The sequence below is a fragment of the Bordetella petrii genome (assembly GCF_000067205.1).
Lineage (GTDB): Bacteria > Pseudomonadota > Gammaproteobacteria > Burkholderiales > Burkholderiaceae_B > Bordetella_A > Bordetella_A petrii.
Genome location: NC_010170.1, coordinates 4,341,816 through 4,361,782, shown reverse-complemented (window position 1 = coordinate 4,361,782; position 19,967 = coordinate 4,341,816). Strand labels below are relative to the sequence as shown.

The window sequence follows — 19,967 nt, the reverse complement described above, 5'->3', positions numbered from 1 at the left end:
GCAGGCCGTCGCGCTGACTTACAAGCCCACGCCGTCGCGCTGGCGCGTCGCGCGGTAGAAGCGCCAGAACAGCAACGCGGCGCTGGCGCGATAGGGCGCCCAGGCTTCGGCGATGCCGATCAGGCGTTTGCGGTCGGGATATTGCCCCGGCGTCAGGGCGTCGCCAACGGCCTTCTGCAAGGCGATGTCGCCGGCGGGAAAGATGTCGGGATGACCCGCGCAGAACATCAGATAGATCTCGGCGGTCCAGGGGCCGATGCCTTTGTGGCGGGTGAGTTCGGCGATGGCGGCGTCGGCTGGCATCGCCTCGATGGCGGGCAGATCCAGCTCGCCGGCCGACAGCGCGCGCGCGAGCTGGGTCAGGGCGCGGAACTTGCCCTGCGAAAGGCCCACCCCCTGCAGACCGTGTTCGCCCAGCGCCAGGAAGCCGCCGGGGGTCGTGGCCTGCGGCAGGGCTTCCAGCCGGCGCCAGATGGCGTCGGCAGAGGCCACCGAGACCATCTGGCCGCAGACAATGCGCGCCAGGCCCGCGAAGCCGCCCGGACGCGCGCGCAGCGGGACAGCGCCGGCGGCGTCGCGCACCGCGCGCAGGCGCGGGTCGAGCTTCACGAGTCGGCGCAGGTGCAGGTCGACCATGGCCTGGGTGGTCAGACGGGGTGGGGCGGCAGCGGGCATGGCAGGCCTGGAGTGGACGGTGCCGGGTACTTTACCGCGCGGCCCCTTCTCGATCCAGGTGCCTGGCGTCCGGAAGGCGGCGGCGTCTCAGGCTTCGGAAACCGGGCCGGGCGGGCGGCGTTCGGGCAGCAGCGCCTGGACTTCGATTTCGACGTCCACGTCCTGGACCAGCCGCGCCTGCACGGTGGATCGCGCGGGCAGCGAGTGGCCGAAACGCGCGGCGTAGACTTTATTGAAGTCATTGAAGAGCGCCAGGTCGGACAGCCACACCGTGGCGCGCACTACGTCTGACAGGCGGCACCCGGCCTTGGCCAGCGTCTCGGCGATGCGGTCGAGTACGGCTTCGGTCTGCGTGACGATATCGCCGCGCACAATCTGTCCCGATGCATCGACGGGGATCTGGCCCGAGGCGAACAGGAAGCCGTTGGCCATGACCGCGCGCGACAGGGGCAGGGGCGTGGTGGAGGAAAGGCGGGAAATGCGCGACATGGCGGCACCTCGTCGAGAATGGGTCAGGGTGCCGCCAACCCTAGCACAGGACGCCGGGCCGCGCCCAGCCGGCCCGGCCGGCTGGCACTACGAGTTGTGCTTGTGCTGCGGCTTGCCGTGCCGCGAGGTGGACGCCATTTTCTCGAGTTCCTTTTTATCCATGGATTCGTACATGGATTTCGAAGCGCCCTTCAGGCTGCTTTTTTTCTGTTCGCCGCGCTTTGCGGCCAGGGCGGCCCCGGCCGCCTTTTGCTGGGCTTGGGATTTCGCGGGCATGGGTAGCCTCCGTGCGTCGAGTGAGTAGGCTGCCCGAACACGCAAGCAGCATGCCTGCGGCATCGCGCGACGACGGCGGGCACGTCGCTTGCGAAGGCCAGGTATTCATTGCCACGACCATGAGGTCCCATCATGCGCTATCGCCTGAATGACCAACCCGGCACGTCGCCCGAGCGGCGCAACCATGACCGCAGCTCCAACTCGGGCTACCCGGGCGGCGGCCAAACCTACAACCAGGAACGCGACCCGTACGGGCGTCGCTATGACGACCCGGTGGCCGGCGAGCAGGCCCGCCGTGAAACGCGCGAAACCTATTCGCGGCCTGACAGCTGGAAGAACGACCCCCAATGGCAAGGCCAGGGCGTGGGCCAGGGCGATTACCCAGGGCGCTCGGGGCTGACCTTTCCGTATCAGAGCCAGCCGCGCACGCCGGTATATCCAAAAGGCTACGTGCGCTCGGATGAGTACATCCACGACGACCTGTGCGAACGCCTGAGCCGAAGCGGCCTGGATGTCAGCGACGTGTCGGTGGAGGTAACCGCGGGCAAGGTCGTGTTGAGCGGCAACGTGCCCTCGCGCTGGATCAAGCACGCCGTGGAAGACGCGGCCGGCGACACGCGTGGCGTCAGCCAGGTCGAGAACCAGATCCGCGTGGGACCGGCGGTGCGGTGAAGCGCCGGCTTGGAAGGCTAGTGGCGCCGGGCCAGGCGATTTTCTACCTGATGACCGTCAAGCCTGCCTGAACTCCCGGAGCGGATTCCAGGGTCTCATTGCCAGCAGGGGCGCACGCGGCGCGCGAAAACATCTGACGGCGGCAGAGGATTTCATCCCGCTATGCGCTCGCACGCGTCGGCGCATCGCCGGCAGGTAGCCGCACAATCGTCCATGCCGTCCAGCGCGTCGCAGCTGTCGGCGCACTGCCGGCATAGGGATGCGCAATCGGCGCAGATGTGCTGGTGATGCGGCACGCCGATCAACATGAAGTGCGCGGCCGTACGGCAGCTTTCCGAGCAGGCCATCATCAGGCGGAAGTGGGCCGGGTCGACGTGCGGGCCGCCGTGTTCCAGGCAATGGCTCATGGCCATGCCCAGGCAGGACTGGTAGCAATTCAGGCATTCGTCGATGCAGATCTGCAGCTGGGCAGAACGAGGGGACATGGCAGGCTCCTGTCGATTGATATTGGGCGCAGGAGCACTCAGCAAAACGCATGCCGTCGCACAGCGGGAAGCGAGGCGAGTCTGATAGGGGCCGCGTGTGTTCGCCGGCCTTTGATTAGTTGTCGCCCATGCCGGGCACACCGACGCGGATGCGCTGCGAGTAGGGCAAGGAAGAAGCCGCGTCGCGGGCGCGTTCGGTGTAGCGGCCGCGCTGCCGGTATTCCTGAAGGCTGTCCGCTCCGCGCAGCGCGCCCAGCTTGTACAGGTACTCGGGCAGGTAGCCCGAAGCCAGCAGGCGATAGTCGAGCGGCAGGCCAGTCACGATGCGGTTGACCATGCGGTAGACCAGGGTGGTGCAGTTGGCGGTCAGTGTGTTGTAGAAGCGCGGCTGGCTGGTCAGGCGGTTGGCCTGGTTGAGATATTCGACAAACAGGGCCCTCATGTCGGCGGGCGACATCTGCACGCGGTACAGGTAGCCGTCTTCGTGGCGGACATTCGTGCGCACTTGCAGGATGTCGCGTTCGTCCGCCGCCACGATACTTAGTTCGTATTGGCGGAAGAAGCCGCCGAGCTCTGAAAAGCGGTCGTTGTTCTTGCGGCGTATTTCCACCGAGAACACCAGGTAATCGCCGTCGGCGAAGCCGAATGAAACCAGCGTATGGGCGATGGCGGTATGCGACCAGTACGACAGCGCGAGGTCGATGGAACGGATCGCCGCGAGGCTGTAGCGTCGTGTTTCCCAGCATTCGTCGAAGTCTTGCGGGCCGCGCCAATGGAAGTTGCGTACGTTGTACAGCGTGGCGGTGTCGCCCGATATTTCGCCGTGCAACAGGCGCGCCACACTGGGTTCCCAGTCGCGCTGTTGCGAGGGCTTCAACGACAGCCACCACGCGGCCAGCGCGGCCGCCGGCAGTGCGAACAACGCCGCGCCCGCCCAGACTCCCGCGCCCACCAGCACGCATGCGGCCAAGGCAACCAGTACCCAAATGATGATCAGAGCACAAGTAAAGGGGACGCGTACTGGACGCTGTACCCACAGGGCCAACGCGCCCCAGATGGCCACCGCGACGACGACGAGGATGAAGCTCGCTTGGCCTGCCACGTGCGCTCCCGAGAGATAGTCAGGCGCATGCTAGCAATAGCGTAACCGTCAGGTCTACAGACTTTATATATAAGAGACGAAGGGCTTGGGGCGGCACGGCTAGGCGCCCTTCGACCCGGGCCAAGGGGCGGCGCCGCAGGTCGATATTGTTTCAAATTTTCATTTTACTAGTGCACTAATTGTGCATTTTCTTTCGTATTTGTTAATGAAACGTAAGAAAAAACAGTAGCTGTTAGGCGTCACCGGAATTAATACAAGCTCTGCCTAGAATTCGGGTTTCTGCGGCAGTTACGCGAAGATAGGCTGTTTTAGGCTCCGGGTTATCCCGGATATGACCGATCACCATGGAATTTGCCGATATCCTGACCGCGCTGGATCCTCGTCTGCCTTGTGGAGAAGACCTGGAATATGACGCCGAGTTCCTGCAATTGCAGCAGGCGGCAGTGGAACGCAGCGAACAGCAGTTCGGGTCGACCATCATCCCGGCTCAACCTCCCGATTGGCGCGAAGTCGAAAAGCTGTCGCGCGGTCTGCTGGAACGCACGCGCGACGTGCGCATCATGGGTTATCTGACCCAGGCCTGGACCGAAGTCCGCGGCTTGCCGGGTTATGCCGATGGGCTGACGCTGGTGGCCGATACCCTCGAACGCTATTGGGAGGCGGTGCATCCTCGCCTGGACAGCGTGGGCGAAAACGATCCCATGCCGCGCATCAACGCGCTGGCGTCTTTGGGTGACCTGGCCGGCTGCGCGCGCAGCGCCCGATCGAGCCGCCTGGTCAATGGCGTGCACGGGCAACTGTCATTACGCGATGCTGAATCCGTACTGGACGGCAGCCGTTCCGATCCCGATTTCTATCCGGGCGGACGCGCGCGTTTGGTTGAACATTTGCGCCAGGCATCGCTGCAGCAGGACGCCGATCTGGCGGGCTTGCTAACTGCGATGCAGGCCTTGCGCCGCATTCAGGGCCAGGTGGCTGACAAGCTGGGCCAGGAATGGGTGCCGGATTATGCGGGCATCTTGCGTACGCTGGACGTGGTGGCGCAGGTTCTGGTTGATGGCGGCCCTGTTGCATCGAGCGAAGAAAAAGTCGGGGACATAGCACCTTCGGTCTCCGCGGCGGCCGCGCCGGCGCCCAATGCGCCGGCCCCCGCGGTGCGCTGGCAAGACGCGCAGATCCAGTCGCGCGAAGAGGCGGCGGCCATGCTGGCCAAGGTGTGCGCGTATTTCGAGGTGAACGAGCCCAGCCATCCGGCGCCGTATCTGATTCGCCGGGCGCAGCAACTGATTGCAATGAGCTTTCACGACATCATGAAGAATCTGGCGCCGCAGGGCCTCGAGCAGTTCGAGGCCTGGCTGCCCAGGGATCCCAACGGCGGCCCTGGCGCTTGAGACGCCTGGACATTCGCACCAATTTCAGGACAGGAGAAGCACACATGGCAACGACACTGAAGGGAAGCGGACAAAAGTTCATTGCGCGCAACCGTGCCCCGCGCGTGCAAATCGAATACGACGTGGAAATCTACGGCGCGGAACGCAAGATCCAGCTGCCGTTCGTCATGGGCGTGCTGGCCGACCTGGCGGGCAAATCGGTCGAGCCGCAGCCTGATGTGGCCGAGCGCAAGTTCCTGGACATCGACATCGACAACTTCGACGAGCGCATGAAATCGATCCAGCCGCGGGCCGCGTTCCAGGTGCCCAACACGCTGACCGGCGAAGGCAACCTGAACGTCGACATCACCTTCGAAAGCATCGACGACTTTTCGCCCGCCACGGTGGCGCGCAAGGTCGGCGCGCTGAACGAACTGCTGGATGCCCGCACGCAGCTGGCCAACTTGCTGACCTACATGGACGGCAAGACCGGCGCCGAGGAACTGATCGGCAAGGTGCTGAAGAACCCGGCGCTGATGAATGCGCTGGCGGCCGCGCCCAACCCGGACGCCGCCGCGCCCAAGGCGGACGAGCCCGAAGCCGATCCGGCCGCGAAGTAAACCATAACGGAGATCGCGATGACTGCTGTGGCTAAACGCGCGGATGCCCGCACCGCCGAAACACTGGAAGCGGACGGCCTGTCCGCCCTGCTGAAGAAAGAATTCAAGCCCAAGACCGAACAGGCGCGCGAGGCGGTGGAACACGCCGTGCGCACGCTGGCGCACCAGGCTCTGGAGAACAGCGGCGTGGCCGTGTCGGCCGACGCCTACCGGACCATTCAGGCGATCATCGCCGAGATCGACCGCAAGCTGTCGGACCAGATCAACCTGGTGCTGCACCACGCCGACTTCCAGCAGCTGGAAGGCGCCTGGCGCGGGCTGCACTATCTGGTGACCAATACCGAGACCGACGAGCTGCTGAAGATTCGTGTGATGTGCATCTCGAAGAAAGAGCTGGGCCGCACGCTCAAGCGCCACAAGGGCGTGGGCTGGGACCAGAGCCCCATTTTCAAGCGCGTGTACGAAGAAGAGTACGGCCAGTTCGGCGGCGAGCCTATCGGCTGCCTGGTGGGCGACTACCACTTCGACCACAGCCCGCCCGACGTGGAGCTGCTGAGCGAAATGGCGCGCATTTCCGCGGCCGCGCACTGCCCGTTCATCGCGGGCGCTTCGCCCAACGTGATGCAGATGGACTCATGGCAAGAGCTGGCCAATCCGCGCGACCTGACCAAGATCTTCACCAACACCGAATACGCCGCCTGGCGCAGCCTGCGTGAGTCGGAAGACTCGCGCTACATCGGACTGGCGATGCCGCGCTTCCTGGCGCGCCTGCCCTACGGCGCGCGCACCAATCCGGTTGACGAGTTCGATTTCGAGGAAGACACCGACGGCGCCAACCACGACCGCTACGCCTGGGCCAACTCGGCCTATGCGATGGCAGCCAACATCAACCGTTCGTTCAAGCTGTACGGCTGGTGCACGTCGATCCGCGGCGTGGAATCGGGCGGGGCGGTGGAAAACCTGCCGTGCCATACGTTCCCCACCGACGACGGCGGCGTGGACATGAAGTGCCCCACCGAGATCGCCATCAGCGACCGCCGCGAGGCCGAGCTGGCCAAGAACGGCTTCATGCCGCTGGTGCACCGCAAGAATTCCGACTTTGCGGCGTTCATTGGCGCGCAGTCGCTGCAGAAACCGCATGAATACTACGACGCCGATGCGTCGGCCAATGCCAAGCTGTCGGCGCGCCTGCCGTACCTGTTCGCGTGCTGCCGTTTCGCGCACTACCTGAAGTGCATTGTGCGCGACAAGATCGGCTCGTTCCGCGAGCGCGACGACATGGAGCGCTGGTTGAACGACTGGATCATGAATTACGTGGATGGCGATCCGGTTAATTCGTCGCAGGAAACCAAGGCCCGCAAGCCGCTGGCCGCAGCCGAAGTCCAGGTGCAGGAAATCGAGGACAACCCCGGCTATTACTCCGCCAAGTTTTTCTTGCGGCCGCACTACCAGCTCGAAGGGCTGACGGTGTCGCTGCGCCTTGTGTCCAAGCTTCCGTCGCTCAAGAAGAACGACGGTTGATGGACATTTTTTTCAGGGCACGTCGTGCCGTGACCGCAACTTAGGGAGAAGGAAGTGGCTGTTGACATGTTCATGAAGATCGACGGAGCCAATGGCGAGTCGAAAGATTCCAACCACAAAAACTGGAGCGATATCGTTTCGTTCTCGTGGGGAGCCACCCAACCCGGCAACATGGCCAGCGGCGGCGGCCTGGGCGCCGGCAAGGCCAGCTTCAATGACCTGCACGTCGTTGCCCGCATTGACAAGGCGGCTCCTGCCGTCATGAAGCATTGCGCCAGCGGCAAGCACCTGGGCAGGGTCGAACTGTCGGTGTGCAAGGCAGGCGGCCAGCAAGTCGAATACACGAAGATCACGTTGGAAGACGTGCTCGTGTCGTCGGTGCAGCTGTCGGGCGAGATGAACTCGGAATCCGTGGTGGTGAACTACGCCTTCCAGGCCGCCAAGGTCAAACAGCAATACTGGGAGCAAACGGAGCAGGGCGGCAAGGGCGCGGAAAGCCTGGTCGCCTGGGATATCAAGCAGAACAAGGAAGTGGGCTAAGCCGGTTCGCTGGTCTTCTCTCAGGGCGGCGCGCGGTTCCCAGGGGCTGTTGTTACGGGCGCCAGGGGCCGCACGCCGGCTTTTCGTTTCTTTCCGCGGTGCCTTGTCATGACCAAACCCGCAGTTGCGCTGCGCGAGAGCAGCTTGTCCCAGCACCTGGAAACGATCCAGGGGCAGATACGCCGCCAGCCGGCGGATGCTGACCTGCGTGCGCAGTTGTTCCAGTTGATGGCCGTGCAGGGCGACTGGAACCGTGCGTCCGAACAATTGAAGCTATGCGCGCAGCTGAATGCCCAGGCCCAGCCCATGGCCATGCTGTACGAGCAGGCCATCGCGGCCGAGCGGCATCGCGAAAGCGTGCTGGCCGGGCATGCGCAGCCCGTGAGCTTCGGCGCGCCGCCAGAGTGGTTCGACGATCTGGCGCGGGCGCTGAGTTTCGATGCCGGCGATCCGGCGCAGGCTGCCGAGTTGCGCAGCCGCGCCTATGAGGCCGCGCAGGCGCGGGCCGGGCGGCTGGAAGGGGCCGATGGCGCGGCGCCGGCGGATTTTGAATGGATCAGCGACGGCGATAACCGGCTGGGGCCGGTGTTCGAATTCATTTCCGGCGGCCGCTACGGGTGGCTGCCGTTCAGCGCCTTGCGCAGCGTGCGCCTGCTGGCGCCGGAAGGCTTGTGCGACGTCGTGTGGGCGCAGGCGGAAATCACGCTGGACGATGGGCGGACCCAGCATGGGCTGGTGCCGGCCCGCTATCCCGCGCCGGCCGGCCAGGCACTGGCCGATCTGGCCGACGGAATCAAGCTGGGCCGCATGACCGACTGGCAGGCGCTGTATGGCGACATGTACGCGGGCGTCGGCCAGAAAATGTGGGTAACCGACCAGGGCGAGTACGCCCTGCTCGATGTGCGCGGGCTGGAGATGAGCTGATGGCGCAATCCGATACGGCCAGCCTGCGTCCGTGGGATCAGTTGCCGCGCAACGAACGCGTGGCGCGCGACCGCTTGCAGCCGTCGTTGCTGGATCGCCTGATGGACAACGATCCGTCCAAGCGCCAGGAAACCCGCGAATCGGCCATGCTCACCCATGCCGAGCTGCGCTTGGCGGTGCTGCGCGACCTGCGGTGGCTGCTCAACACGGTGAATCTGCAGACGACCGACGATTTGTCGCCATACCGATGCGTGCCCGATTCCACTCTGAACTTCGGCGTGCGGGCGATGGCGGGCAAGCGCATGTCGGAGATCGACTGGGTCGATGTGGAAGACTCGATCCGCAATGCCATCGCTTCGTTCGAACCGCGCATCCTGGATTCGTCGGTGGAAGTGCGCTGCGTGACCGACACCGGCACGCTGGAGCATCACAATGTGCTGAGCCTGGAAATCAAGGGAATGCTGTGGTGCGTGCCGCACCCCATGGAATTCCTGTTCCGCACCGACATCGATCTGGAAAGCGGCCACATGGACCTGCGCGATCTCGGGGGAGTTTCCTGATGGACGCGCGCCTGCTCGACTACTACAACCGCGAGCTGGTGTACATGCGCGAGATGGGCGCGGAGTTCGCCCAGATGTACCCCAAGGTGGCGGGCCGGTTGGGCATGCACGGCACCGAGGTGGCCGACCCCTACGTCGAGCGCCTGCTGGAAGGGTTCAGTTTCCTGACTGCGCGCATCCACCTGAAGATGGATGCGGAATTTCCCCGCTTCTCGCAACGCCTGCTGGAAGTGGTGTACCCCAATTATCTTGCGCCCACGCCGGCCATGGCGGTGGTGCAGTTTTCGCCCAGCATGAATGAGGGCACGCTGGCGCGCGGTTTCGACCTGCCGCGCGGCACGCTGTTGCGCGGCAGGGTGCCGCGCGGCGAACAGACGTCCTGCGAGTTCATGACCGGGCATGCGGTGCGGCTGTGGCCTTTGCGCGTGGCCGAGGCCGAGTTCACCGGACCTCCGCCCGACCTGCCGTTGACCCGGCTGGGCCTGGGCGGCCGTAACGGCCGGGTGCTGAGCGCGCTGCGCATGCGCATCGAGGTGTGCGGCGGCGTGCGGCTGGAAGACATGGATCTCGACCAGCTGGTCTTCCATCTGGCAGGGCAGGACCTGCAGATGCAGCGCCTGCTGGAGATCATCATGGGGCATACGGTTGCGGTGCTGGGCCACGACAGCGCGCGACCGGTGACTTGGATCAACAAGCTTGCGCCCACCAGCGTGCGCCATGAAGGGTTCGACGACGAGCAGGCCCTGTTGCCGGCCGACTCGCGCGTCTTCCAGGGCTACCGCCTGTTGCAGGAATATTTTGCTTTTCCGCGCCGCTATTTATTCTTCAGCCTGAACGACCTGAAGCGCGGGCTGCGCACGCCGGCGCTGGCCGGCGGCGAGCGCCGTGAGACGCGCTCGTTCGATTTGACGATGCTGTTCTCGACCGCCGCGCCGGAACTGGAAGGGGCGATTGCGGCCGAGCACCTGGCGCTGCACTGCGCGCCGGTGATCAATTTGTTTCCGAAGCGCGCCGACCGTATCGCGGTGACGCCGCGCACCAATGAATATCATCTGGTGGTCGACCGCACACGGCCGCTGGATTATGAGGTGTTCGGCGTGACGCGGGTGGTGGGCCATGCCTCGGCCGAACGCCCCGAGCAGGAGTTCCGCTCGTTCTACGGCACGCTGGGCAGCGATCCCGACGATTACGGCGCCTATTATTCGCTGCGCCGCGAGCCGCGGCTATTGTCGGACCACGCCCAGCGCAACGGCACCCGCACCGGCTATACGGGCAGCGAGGTCTTCGTCTCGCTGGTGGATCGCCATGAAGCGCCGTTCTCGGGCCAGCTGCGCCACTTGACGCTGGAGACGCTGTGCACCAACCGCGATCTGGCGATGCTGCTGCCGCTGGGCACCGAGACCGACTTCACGTTGCGGGTGTCGGCGCCAGTGGGCGCGGTGAAGGTGCTGCACGGCCCGACACGGCCGCATACGGCGCTGGCCGAGAATGCCGCCACCTGGCACCTGATCAGCCACCTGGGCCTGAACTACCTGAGCCTGATCGACCTGGATGCCGAGCAGGGCGCACAGACGCTGCGCGAGATGCTGCATGTATACGGCAACCTGGCCGATCCGGTGGTGCGCAAGCATATCGGGGGTGTACGGCATGTGCAGGCCGAACCCATGCACCACCGCCTGCCGGTGCCCGGCCCTATTGTGTACGGGCGCGGAGTGCGCATTGGCCTGCAGGTCGATGAAACGGCGTTTTCGGGCATCAGTCCGTACCTGTTCGGCGCGGTGCTCGAACAGTTTTTTGCGCGCCATGTGTCACTGAACATGATGTCGGAACTGGTGCTGTCTACCTTGCAGCGCGGCGAAATCGCCCGCTGGAAACCCCGCATGGGCGCGCGCCCCGCGGTTTAGGGCCAACTGGCCCATTGGGGCCGAGAGATTGAAAGGAATCGTGCCATGAAAAGCGCTGCGGCCAACCGTCAATACCCCGTCTACGATCCGGTGCACCTGATCGGCACTGTTACACGTCGCGAAGAAGATGGCAGTTTCTCTGTCGACTGCGATGGCCGTGCCTGGCGCGCCCGGCAGGCAGCCAGCTGCCTGCTGGCGCCGCAGATGGGCGACCAGGTGCTGATCAGCGGCCCGGACGCCGCGCGCGTGTACTTGATCGCCGTGATCGAGCAGGCCGACCCGGGCGTCGCGCGGCTGGAAACCGAAGGCGACATGGTGCTGCGCTCGCGCGCGGGCAGCGTGGCGCTGGAAAGTACACAGGCGGTGCGGCTGGCGGGGCGGGGCGCCGTCAACATCGATACTGCGTCGTTGAAAGTGCAGGCCGAGGATGCGCATTGCGTGGCCGCGAAGATGAAATACCTGGGCGCCGAGATGACAGCCACGGTAGGCACCACGCGCCTGATCGGCAAGGTGTACGAGGCGGTGATGGACCGCCTGTCATTCCTGTCGCGCGTGAGTTTCCGCACGACCGAGGAAGTGGAGCATGTGCGCGCCGGTTCGCTGGACTACCGGGCCGAGAAGAGCGCCCGGGTGCATGCCTCGTACACCATGGTAACCGGCGAGAACCTGGTGAAGGTCGACGCCAAGCAGATTCACATGGGGTAAACGTGGCCAGCCTGGCGACCGAACCGGAACAGGCCGCGCCCGACCTCGGGCAGGCGCGGCGGGAGCCCGCCGTGCCGCCGCCGCCCGGCGCCGGGGCGTCCGGGCTGCCGCCCGGATTCTGGCGCGCGCTGGAGAAGGAGCCCTACGCTCACGACCTGTTCAATACGCTGCGCTGGATCGACGCGCGCGCCGGCGCGCGCTTGCCGCTGGGCCGCGATACCGTGGCTCGCAACGAACCGGTACGCTTGCGGCAAGAGCCGTCGATGGCCTTTGCGCCGTCGACCCTGGCGGCCGCGCGCCCGGCGCGGGCCGGACGGCCACCGGAGCTGTCGATCTACAGTTTCGGACTGTTCGGGCCGAACGGCCCGTTGCCGCTGCATCTGACCGAGTACGCGCGCGAGCGCATGCACCATTACGGCGACCAGACGCTGTCGGCGTTCGCCGACATATTCCATCACCGCCTGATCCTGCTGTTCTACCGGGCCTGGGCCGACGCGCAGAGCACAGTCAGCCTGGACCGCAAGGAAGAGCGCTTTACCCGCTACGTGGCCAGCTTGCTGCACATGGGCATGCCGTCGCTGCTGCGCCGCGATACGGTAATGGACCACGCCAAGTTCTATATGGCCGGCCACCTGGTCCGGCAGACGCGCAACCCGGAGGGGCTGAAGCAGATTCTGCAGAGTTTTTTCTCGGTGCCGGTGCGCATCGCGGAGTTCGTGCCGCAATGGATACGCCTGGAGCCGTCGCAACGGCTGGGCCTGGGAAGCAGCCTGGGCCTGGGCAGGGACACCATTCTGGGCACGGCGGTGCGCGATGCCCAGCACAAGTTTCGCATCGAGCTCGGCCCGCTGGGACGCGCCGAGTACGCCAGTTTTTTGCCGGGCGGGCGGCGCGCGCGCCAGTTGTTGCACTGGGTGCGCGATTACATCGGCGTAGAGCTGGCGTGGGATGTGCGGCCGGTGCTCAAGCGGCAGGATGTGCGGGGCGTGGCGCTGGGCGCGGCCCAGCCGCTGGGCCTGTCGTCTTGGCTAGGCAAGCGCCGGTCCGAGCAGGGCGACGCGCGCGACCTGCTGCTGGACTACGAAAGCCGCGACCGCGCCGCGCGCCGGGCCGCAACCCCAACCCAACCACAGGAGGTGACCGCGTGACCCACGACATGATCTACGACGGCCAGCGCGTGAGCTGGCCCGGCCATGGCACTTTCCGCGCCACCAGCGGACTGCCGGGATTCCAGTTGCCGGGCGAGTCGTGCACTGCGGAAAGCGGGCCGGTGCCGCCCGGTTTCTACAAGATCTACCTGGCCGACCAGGGCGTAGCCAAGGACGATGGCCGCGACGCCTGCAACCTGAAGCCCGCCTGGGGCATACAGTCGATTCCGCGGGGCGCGGCGGCCGGCGACTGCGAGCAACCGTGGTCCAACTGGGGCACCAACCGCGCGCGCCTGGAGCCGGCCGACGCGGCTACCCGCAATCGATGCGCGCCGGCGCGCGGCGGCTTTTACCTGCACGATTCCACCAAGGGCTACAGCCATGGCTGCATCGAAGTGGAGGGCCGCATTTTTCCGCTGCTGCGCACCTACGCGCGCGGCAATCGCCAGGCCACGATGATCATCAAGGTCGAGTATGCGGTCGGCCGCGTTACCAATGGAGGCACGCTTGTCGAATAACTTTCCACGCCTGGCGGCCGCGCTGGCGGCCATGGCATGCGCCGCGGCGGCCCAGGCGGCCGGCGCCATCAAGGTCGAGAATGCGCTGGCGGCTTGCGTGGACGTGCAGCCGGGCATGCGCGCCACCACCGATGGGCAGGTGCTGCTGCAGGCTGCCCTGGACGTGAAGCAGTCCATCGGCCGCTGCGGCTGCAAATCGGCCATCGCCACGTATGCGTCGCACGTCGAGCTGGACGATGGGCACCGCAGCTTTTTGCAGCGCGGAGCGTTGCGCGTCAAGCAGTCGGGCGCTCGCACCCTGACCCTGGCCAGCGATGAAAAACTGGTGGGCGACCGCAATGTGGTGCTTTCGCTGGGCTGCGCCGCGCCCGATTGATTCCCTTACCCTGACGCTGAGCACAATAACGATATGTCCGACATCGGCCGCCTCGATCTTTTCGGCAAACTCGATCCGCTGCTGTACCAGGCGCTGGAAGGCGCCACTTCGTTCTGCAAGCTGCGCGGCAATCCGTATGTCGAGCTGGTGCACTGGATACACCAGATCGTGCACACGCAAGACAGCGACCTGCACCGCATTGCTCGCCGCTTCGACCTCGACATGGGGGCGCTGCAGGCGGACCTGACCGCCGCGCTGGACCAACTGCCGCGCGGCGCGGGTTCGGTGTCCGATTTGTCGGAACACATCGACCATGCGGTCGAGCGCGCCTGGGTGCTGGGCTCGTTGCGCTATGGCGCCGGGCGCATCCGCGGCGGGCACTTGATGGCCGGCCTGGTCAAGACGTATGCCCTGCGCAATGTGCTGCTGGGCATGTCCGACCAGTTCTCGCGCATTGTGCCCGATGTGCTGCTGGAACAGCTGGACGATATTGTGCGCGGGTCGCCCGAAGATGCCACGGCCCAGCCGGCCGAGGCGGTGGCCGGCGGCGGCGCGCCCGCCGAGGGCGGCTCGGCGCTGGCCAAGTATGCCGTGGACCTGACCGCCCGGGCGCGGGCTGGCGAGATCGACCCCGTGTCGGGACGAGACGAGGAAATCCGCCAGATCGTCGACATTCTGATGCGGCGCCGCCAGAACAATCCGCTGCTGGCCGGCGAAGCCGGCGTGGGCAAGACCGCGGTGGTGGAAGGCCTGGCCTTGCGCCTGGCCAGCGGCGACGTGCCGCCCCCTTTGCGCGAGGTGTCGCTGTATCTGCTGGACATTGGCCTGCTGCAGGCAGGCGCTGGTGTGAAGGGCGAGTTCGAGCAGCGCCTGCGTGGCGTGATCGATGAGGTGCAGGCCAGCCCCAGCCCCATCGTGCTGTTCATCGACGAAATCCACACCCTGGTGGGGGCGGGCGGCGCGGCCGGCACGGGCGACGCCGCCAACTTGCTCAAGCCCGCGCTGGCGCGCGGGCAGTTGCGCACCATCGGCGCCACCACATGGTCGGAGTATAAGAAATACATCGAGAAAGATCCCGCGCTGACGCGGCGCTTCCAGGTCGTGCAGATCCACGAGCCGGCCGAACCGCGCGCGTTGGGCATGCTGCGCGGCCTGGCGGCCACGCTTGAGGCGCATCACCAGGTGTTGCTGCTGGATGAGGCCATCGAGGCAGCGGTGTCGTTGTCGCATCGCTATATTCCCGCGCGGCAGTTGCCCGACAAGGCCGTGGCGCTGCTGGACACCGCCTGCGCGCGCGTGGCGGTCAGCCAGCATGCGGTGCCGGCGGCGCTGGAAGACGCGCGCCGGCGTATCGAGGCGCTGGAGATCGAGCAGCGCATTGCGGCGCGCGAAGCCCGCCTGGGAGCCGGCGCCGAAGCGCGCGTGACCCAGCTGGCCGGCGAGCTGGCCCAGGCGCGCGCCCACGAAACCGAACTGGCGCAGCGCTGGGAGTCCAAGCGTGCGCTGGCGGCGCGGGTATTCGAGCTGCGCCGGGCGCTGGACCAGGACGCGGCGCCGGCTGTCGAAACCGTGGAAGCCGCCGCCGCCGCAGAGGGCGAGGTCGGGGCGCGAGAACACCCCACCGCCGCGACGCCCGCGCAGGATCCGGCCCGTTTGCGCGCTGAATTGGCGCAGGCGCAGGAGGAACTGGCCCAGCGCCAGGGCGAAGCCGCGCTGATCTATCCCGCGGTGGACGCGGCCGCTGTGGCGTCGGTGGTCGCTGACTGGACGGGCATCCCGGTGGGCCGCATGGTACGCGACGAGGCCCAGTCGGTGCTGCGACTGGCCGATACGCTGGAGCAGCGCGTGATCGGGCAGCGCCACGGCCTGGAGGCCATTGCGCGGCGCATCCAGACCTCGCGCGCCCGGCTGACGGACCCGAACAAGCCCGTTGGCGTGTTTCTGCTGTGCGGTCCGAGCGGCGTGGGCAAGACCGAAACCGCGCTGGCGCTGGCCGAGGCGCTATACGGCGGCGAGCAGAACCTGATCGCCATCAACATGAGCGAATTCCAGGAATCGCACACGGTGTCGACGCTGAAAGGCGCGCCGCCCGGATACGTCGGCTATGGCGAAGGCGGCGTGCTGACCGAGGCCGTGCGGCGGCGGCCGTACAGCGTGGTGTTGCTCGACGAGGTCGAGAAGGCCCATGCCGACGTGCACGAGATCTTCTTCCAGGTGTTCGACAAGGGCTGGATGGAAGACGGCGAGGGCCGCTATATCGATTTTCGCAACACCATCATCATCCTGACATCGAACGTGGGCACCGAGCTGATCGCCAGCCTGTGCCGCGACCCGGCGCTGATGCCCGATGCCGATGGCCTGGCGGCGGCGCTGCGCGAGCCCCTGCTGAAGGCGTTTCCGGCGGCCTTGCTGGGGCGGCTGGTGGCAGTGCCTTATATGCCGCTGTCGGACGAGATGCTGGCGCGCATTGTGGATCTGCAGTTCGACCGCGTGCGCCAGCGGCTGCTCGACAACCACGGCATCGCGCTTACTGTCAGCCCCGAGGCCACGGCGCTGGTGGTGGCGCGATGCACGGAAGTGGAGTCCGGCGGCCGCATGGTCGATGCGATTCTGACCAATACGGTGCTGCCGCAGATCAGCCGCGAGCTGCTGACCGCATCCATGGAAGGGCGCGAGGTGCGCGCGGTGGCGCTGGAAGCCGCCGAAGGCGACTTCCGCTACCGGTACGAATAGTGGCGCGGGCCGCGCCGCTATTTGCGCGGCGGCTTGCCGGCGGCGTCGGGCTCTTCTGGCTGGCGTGCGCGCGCGGGCCGCATGTAGCCGCCGTATTCGCGCAGATGGTCGCGCGCGGCGTGGGCGCTGTCATCGCGCGGGCGCGGGGTGAGGGTGTCGGTGACCGGATCCGAGCGGTGGGGGTCCAGCGGGTCGTGCGAGGGCAGCGTCGAGGGAGTCTGGTCCGAGAAGACGCTGTCGGCGGAATCGGCGTCGGGACTGCCCAGCATGTCCAGCGGGTCGCGCAGGGGGCCGCGCACATTGGCGTCGCCGCGCGGCAATTGGCTTAGCGGGTCTTCCGGGTTGCGCGCCTGGGCGGATTCCAGGTCGAACGGGTGCGCCGAGACGTCGGGCACGCTGCCTACCGGCAGGGTGCCGGGGCCGAACAGGTCGCTGAATACATCGGCCGGGTCGGACTGCGGTGCCTGGGGCTCGGCGGCCAGGGGTGGATCCAGGTCGGCGAACGGCGCGTCAAATCGCGCCGGGGCCGAGGGAAATGGCGCGGGGGGCTCGGGCAGCGGTTGCGCCGGTTCGGGCGCAGTGTCCGCGGTCTCGCGGGTGTCTGGCGCAGGCGGGGCCGGCAGCGTGTCGGACGCCTGGGCGGGTGTCGCGGGCGTGGGTTCTATATAGGTGTCAGGCGTCTTGGAAATTTCCGGCGCCGTATAGGAGGGCGGGGAGGCTGGATGGACGGTGTGCGTATCGGGGGGCGCGAGATCGGCGCCTTCGAGCAACGGACTTTCGAGCAGGGGATCGGGCTCGGGCGGCGCGGCCTGCGCGGATGCCGCGGCGGTGGCGGCGGCCGCAGCCATGGCTGCCGGGGCAGTGGCCATGGGCGCGTCGGGGTCTTCGGCCTTGAGCGTGTATGGGCCGATGGCGAGTTCGTCGCCCGGCGCCAGCGGCACTTCCTGGTCGCGCGTGATGGCGCGGCCGTTGATGCTGACGCGGCTCATGCCGCTGAGGTTGACCAGATAGCAGGCGCCGTCGCTGATGCGCAACGCGGCCTGGATGCGGCAGATGCCGCGGTCGTTGTCGGGCAGGACCAGGTGGTTGTCGGCCGAGCGTCCCAGCGTGCCGCCGGGAGCCTGGAATACCGCCGACAGCGGGGCGGAGCCCGGGTCGTCGCTACGTGGCTGTACGGTGAGTCTCATGCAGAAAATCTCCGGTGCATCGCGCGCATGGATGCGGGTGCGAACGCCCCGATGATAGCCACCGTTGCTGGCAGAAATGATTTCCGGAATATATCCAAGCGCGAAAAACCCAGGGGGGTTCCGTAACAGTAGTAACTATTTCTGTATTTGCACGACAGTTTCTTGTTTTTCCCTTGTCATACACGCTTTCTCCATAATCCCAGGGGGCATTCCGCGAATTATGGTGTTCCGCAAGACCGCTATTTCTATTGTGAGAGGGCTCTGCGCGAGCCTTGCTGCCCTGGTGCTGCTGGCCGGGTGTTCTTCCACCGCCAGGCAGGTGCCTGTTCCCTATGCCATCGAGCTGACCGCTGATCCGCAGGTGAATCCGGACGTGCACGGGCGCCCGTCGCCAGTGCAGATCACGGTTTATGAACTGACCTCGTCCAGCGCTTTCGAGTCGCGCGATTTCTTTTCGCTGCAATCCGATCCGCAGGCCGCGCTAGGCAAAGAACTGCTGAACACCGACCAGGCCATCCTGCGGCCGGGCGAAACCAAGACCCTGAAGTATTCCGGCAGCGCCCAAGCCCGCGTCGTGGGCATTGTGGCCGCCTACCGCGACCTCGAGAAAAGCCACTGGCGGCTGGTCGTGCCGCTGCCCGAAGCGCAGAACACCAATATATATAAGGTATGGCAGTTCTCGCCCAACGAAGAAATGATCAAGGTGTCGGTCAAGGACAACAGCCTGGCCGTGGTCGACCGGGAGCGTTCCTGGTGGCCGTTCTAGGCGCGGGCCGGTGCGCCGGCCGCCAGCGCCTGCCCGCAACTTCAACGCAAGCATAGCCATGGCAGAGAAGAGCAAAGTCGTATGGTCCGAGGGGATGTTCCTGCGGCCTCAGCATTTCCAGCAGTTCGAGCGCTACCTGGAAGGGTTGCTGCAGCAGCGCGCCGCTTCGCTGCACGGGTTTTTCTGGGGGTTCAGCCACCTCGCCCTGGACCGTGACGCGCTGGCCGTGGGCAAGCTGGTGCTCACGCAGGCCAGCGGCGTGCTGCCCGACGGCACGCCGTTTGAATTTTCACACCCCGATGACGCGCCGCAGGCGCTGGAAGTGCCCGAGCACGCCCAGGACGTGCGCGTCATGCTCGCGCTGCCGCGCATTCGGCCGGGCGCCACCGACGTGCAGTATGAAGACGAGGCCGATTCGCTGGCGCGCTACCTGGTGCAGGAAGCCGAGGTCGAAGATTCCGGCTCGGTCGGGCTGGAGCCGGCGCTGTTGCAGCTGGGCCGGCTGCGGCTGCGCCTGATGCTCGAAACCGACCTGGGCGACGAATGGCTGGGCCTGGGCGTGGTCCGGGTGATCGAACGCCGCGCGGACAACCGCGTGGTGCTGGACGAACGCTACATCCCGCCGTGGCTGGCGGCTGGCGCGCATCCGTTGCTGCTGGGTTTCGTGCAGGAGCTGTACGGCCTGCTGAACGCGCGCAGCGAGGCCCTGGCCATGCGCTTGTCGCAACCCGGGCGCGGCGGCGTGTCCGAGGTGTCCGACTTCATGCTGCTGGAAACCGTCAACCGCTACATCGGCGCGCTATGGCACGCGCGCCAGGCCGAGTGGCTGCACCCCGAGCGCCTGTTCCACGACTGGCTGATGCTGGCCTGCGACCTTGCCACGTACACGGCTGCGTCGCGCCGCCCCGAGGTGCTGCCCGAATACCGGCACGACGATCTGCAGACCACGTTCGAGATGTTGATGAACGAGCTGCGCCGCTCGCTGTCGGCGGTGCTGGAGCAGCATGCCCTGCAGATCCCGCTGCAGGACCGCGGCCAGGGCGTGCGCGTGGCGCAGATTCCCGACCTGGAACTGCTGCGCACGGCGGGCTTCGTGCTGGCGGTGCACGCCGACATGCCGTCGGACACGGTGCGCTCGCGCTTCCCCGCGCAGGTCAAGATAGGCCCCGTCGAGCGCATTCGCGACCTGGTGCACCTGCAGCTGCCCGGCGTGACGGTGCGCGCGCTGCCGGTGGCGCCGCGGCAGATTCCGTACAGCGCGGGCCACGTGTATTTCGAATTGGACAAGGGTGGGGATTTCTGGAAGCAGCTGGAGCGCACGGGCGCGCTGGCGCTGCACCTGGCCGGCGAATTCCCCGGCTTGTCCATGGAATTCTGGGCGTTGCGCGACTAGGAC

At 66.3% G+C, this 19,967-nt stretch carries 21 protein-coding genes; 15 read left to right on the top strand and 6 right to left on the bottom strand.

Annotated features, from left to right (window positions below; translation table 11 throughout):
* Positions 1-18 precede the first annotated feature (18 nt).
* From BPET_RS20945 to BPET_RS20935, 3 genes are all read right to left on the bottom strand, one after another.
* Complete coding sequence (locus BPET_RS20945; protein WP_012251013.1) at positions 19-675, bottom strand: DNA-3-methyladenine glycosylase family protein; 657 nt, start codon at positions 673-675, stop codon at positions 19-21.
* Positions 676-762: 87 nt separating this feature from the next.
* Positions 763-1,164 (bottom strand): RidA family protein, encoded by a 402-nt coding sequence (locus tag BPET_RS20940; protein WP_012251012.1) that lies wholly within the window; start codon positions 1,162-1,164, stop codon positions 763-765.
* A gap of 87 nt (positions 1,165-1,251) precedes the next feature.
* A complete protein-coding gene (locus BPET_RS20935; protein ID WP_012251011.1) occupies positions 1,252-1,440 on the bottom strand; it encodes a DUF3008 family protein in 189 nt (62 codons plus the stop codon).
* 132 nt (positions 1,441-1,572) lie between these two features.
* Between BPET_RS20935 and BPET_RS25560 the strand changes: the two genes are divergently transcribed.
* Positions 1,573-2,112 carry a BON domain-containing protein gene (locus tag BPET_RS25560; RefSeq protein ID WP_012251010.1) on the top strand — a complete coding sequence of 180 codons (540 nt, stop codon included), beginning with the start codon at positions 1,573-1,575 and terminating at the stop codon, positions 2,110-2,112.
* Between the two features lie 152 nt (positions 2,113-2,264).
* On the opposite strand, the gene BPET_RS20925 is transcribed toward BPET_RS25560, so the two are convergent.
* The gene (locus BPET_RS20925) at positions 2,265-2,597 is read right to left on the bottom strand and encodes a four-helix bundle copper-binding protein (protein WP_041863124.1); all 333 of its coding nucleotides are present in this window, start codon (positions 2,595-2,597) and stop codon (positions 2,265-2,267) included.
* Positions 2,598-2,712: 115 nt separating this feature from the next.
* Positions 2,713-3,699, bottom strand: coding sequence for an Lnb N-terminal periplasmic domain-containing protein (locus BPET_RS20920; RefSeq protein WP_012251008.1), 987 nt, complete (start codon positions 3,697-3,699; stop codon positions 2,713-2,715).
* Positions 3,700-4,043: 344 nt separating this feature from the next.
* On the opposite strand from BPET_RS20920, the gene tssA reads away from it, so the two are divergent.
* The 12 genes from tssA to tssH all read left to right on the top strand — a co-directional run bounded on the left by tssA (position 4,044) and on the right by tssH (position 16,618).
* The gene (gene tssA / locus BPET_RS20915; RefSeq protein ID WP_012251007.1) at positions 4,044-5,090 is read left to right on the top strand and encodes a type VI secretion system protein TssA; all 1,047 of its coding nucleotides are present in this window, start codon (positions 4,044-4,046) and stop codon (positions 5,088-5,090) included.
* A 44-nt stretch (positions 5,091-5,134) separates the two neighbouring features.
* Complete coding sequence (gene tssB / locus BPET_RS20910; RefSeq protein ID WP_012251006.1) at positions 5,135-5,689, top strand: type VI secretion system contractile sheath small subunit; 555 nt, start codon at positions 5,135-5,137, stop codon at positions 5,687-5,689.
* 18 nt (positions 5,690-5,707) lie between these two features.
* Positions 5,708-7,210, top strand: coding sequence for a type VI secretion system contractile sheath large subunit (gene tssC, locus BPET_RS20905; RefSeq protein ID WP_012251005.1), 1,503 nt, complete (start codon positions 5,708-5,710; stop codon positions 7,208-7,210).
* A gap of 54 nt (positions 7,211-7,264) precedes the next feature.
* Complete coding sequence (locus BPET_RS20900) at positions 7,265-7,750, top strand: Hcp family type VI secretion system effector (protein ID WP_012251004.1); 486 nt, start codon at positions 7,265-7,267, stop codon at positions 7,748-7,750.
* Between the two features lie 108 nt (positions 7,751-7,858).
* Positions 7,859-8,674, top strand: a complete 816-nt coding sequence (locus BPET_RS20895; RefSeq protein WP_012251003.1) for a type VI secretion system accessory protein TagJ — start codon at positions 7,859-7,861, stop codon at positions 8,672-8,674.
* Positions 8,674-9,234 (top strand): type VI secretion system baseplate subunit TssE, encoded by a 561-nt coding sequence (tssE, locus tag BPET_RS20890; protein WP_012251002.1) that lies wholly within the window; start codon positions 8,674-8,676, stop codon positions 9,232-9,234. Before BPET_RS20895 ends, tssE begins: the two co-directional genes overlap by 1 nt.
* Positions 9,234-11,138, top strand: coding sequence for a type VI secretion system baseplate subunit TssF (gene tssF, locus BPET_RS20885; protein WP_012251001.1), 1,905 nt, complete (start codon positions 9,234-9,236; stop codon positions 11,136-11,138). Before tssE ends, tssF begins: the two co-directional genes overlap by 1 nt.
* A 45-nt stretch (positions 11,139-11,183) precedes the next feature.
* The gene (locus BPET_RS20880; RefSeq protein WP_012251000.1) at positions 11,184-11,843 is read left to right on the top strand and encodes a DUF3540 domain-containing protein; all 660 of its coding nucleotides are present in this window, start codon (positions 11,184-11,186) and stop codon (positions 11,841-11,843) included.
* Positions 11,844-11,914: 71 nt separating this feature from the next.
* On the top strand, positions 11,915-12,991 hold the full coding sequence (gene tssG / locus BPET_RS20875) for a type VI secretion system baseplate subunit TssG (RefSeq protein ID WP_151209074.1): 1,077 nt from the start codon (positions 11,915-11,917) through the stop codon (positions 12,989-12,991).
* On the top strand, positions 12,988-13,509 hold the full coding sequence (locus BPET_RS20870; RefSeq protein ID WP_012250998.1) for a tlde1 domain-containing protein: 522 nt from the start codon (positions 12,988-12,990) through the stop codon (positions 13,507-13,509). Before tssG ends, BPET_RS20870 begins: the two co-directional genes overlap by 4 nt.
* Positions 13,499-13,885 carry a DUF2195 family protein gene (locus tag BPET_RS20865; protein ID WP_050978269.1) on the top strand — a complete coding sequence of 129 codons (387 nt, stop codon included), beginning with the start codon at positions 13,499-13,501 and terminating at the stop codon, positions 13,883-13,885. The genes BPET_RS20870 and BPET_RS20865 overlap by 11 nt, the downstream gene beginning before the upstream one ends.
* A gap of 33 nt (positions 13,886-13,918) precedes the next feature.
* Complete coding sequence (tssH, locus tag BPET_RS20860) at positions 13,919-16,618, top strand: type VI secretion system ATPase TssH (protein WP_012250996.1); 2,700 nt, start codon at positions 13,919-13,921, stop codon at positions 16,616-16,618.
* 17 nt (positions 16,619-16,635) lie between these two features.
* On the opposite strand, the gene BPET_RS25555 is transcribed toward tssH, so the two are convergent.
* Positions 16,636-17,805 (bottom strand): FHA domain-containing protein, encoded by a 1,170-nt coding sequence (locus BPET_RS25555; protein ID WP_012250995.1) that lies wholly within the window; start codon positions 17,803-17,805, stop codon positions 16,636-16,638.
* A 220-nt stretch (positions 17,806-18,025) separates the two neighbouring features.
* Between BPET_RS25555 and tssJ the strand changes: the two genes are divergently transcribed.
* Both tssJ and tssK read left to right on the top strand, forming a co-directional pair.
* A complete protein-coding gene (gene tssJ, locus BPET_RS20845) occupies positions 18,026-18,571 on the top strand; it encodes a type VI secretion system lipoprotein TssJ (RefSeq protein WP_041863121.1) in 546 nt (181 codons plus the stop codon).
* Positions 18,572-18,629: 58 nt separating this feature from the next.
* Positions 18,630-19,964, top strand: a complete 1,335-nt coding sequence (tssK, locus tag BPET_RS20840) for a type VI secretion system baseplate subunit TssK (RefSeq protein ID WP_012250993.1) — start codon at positions 18,630-18,632, stop codon at positions 19,962-19,964.
* Positions 19,965-19,967: the final 3 nt, after the last annotated feature.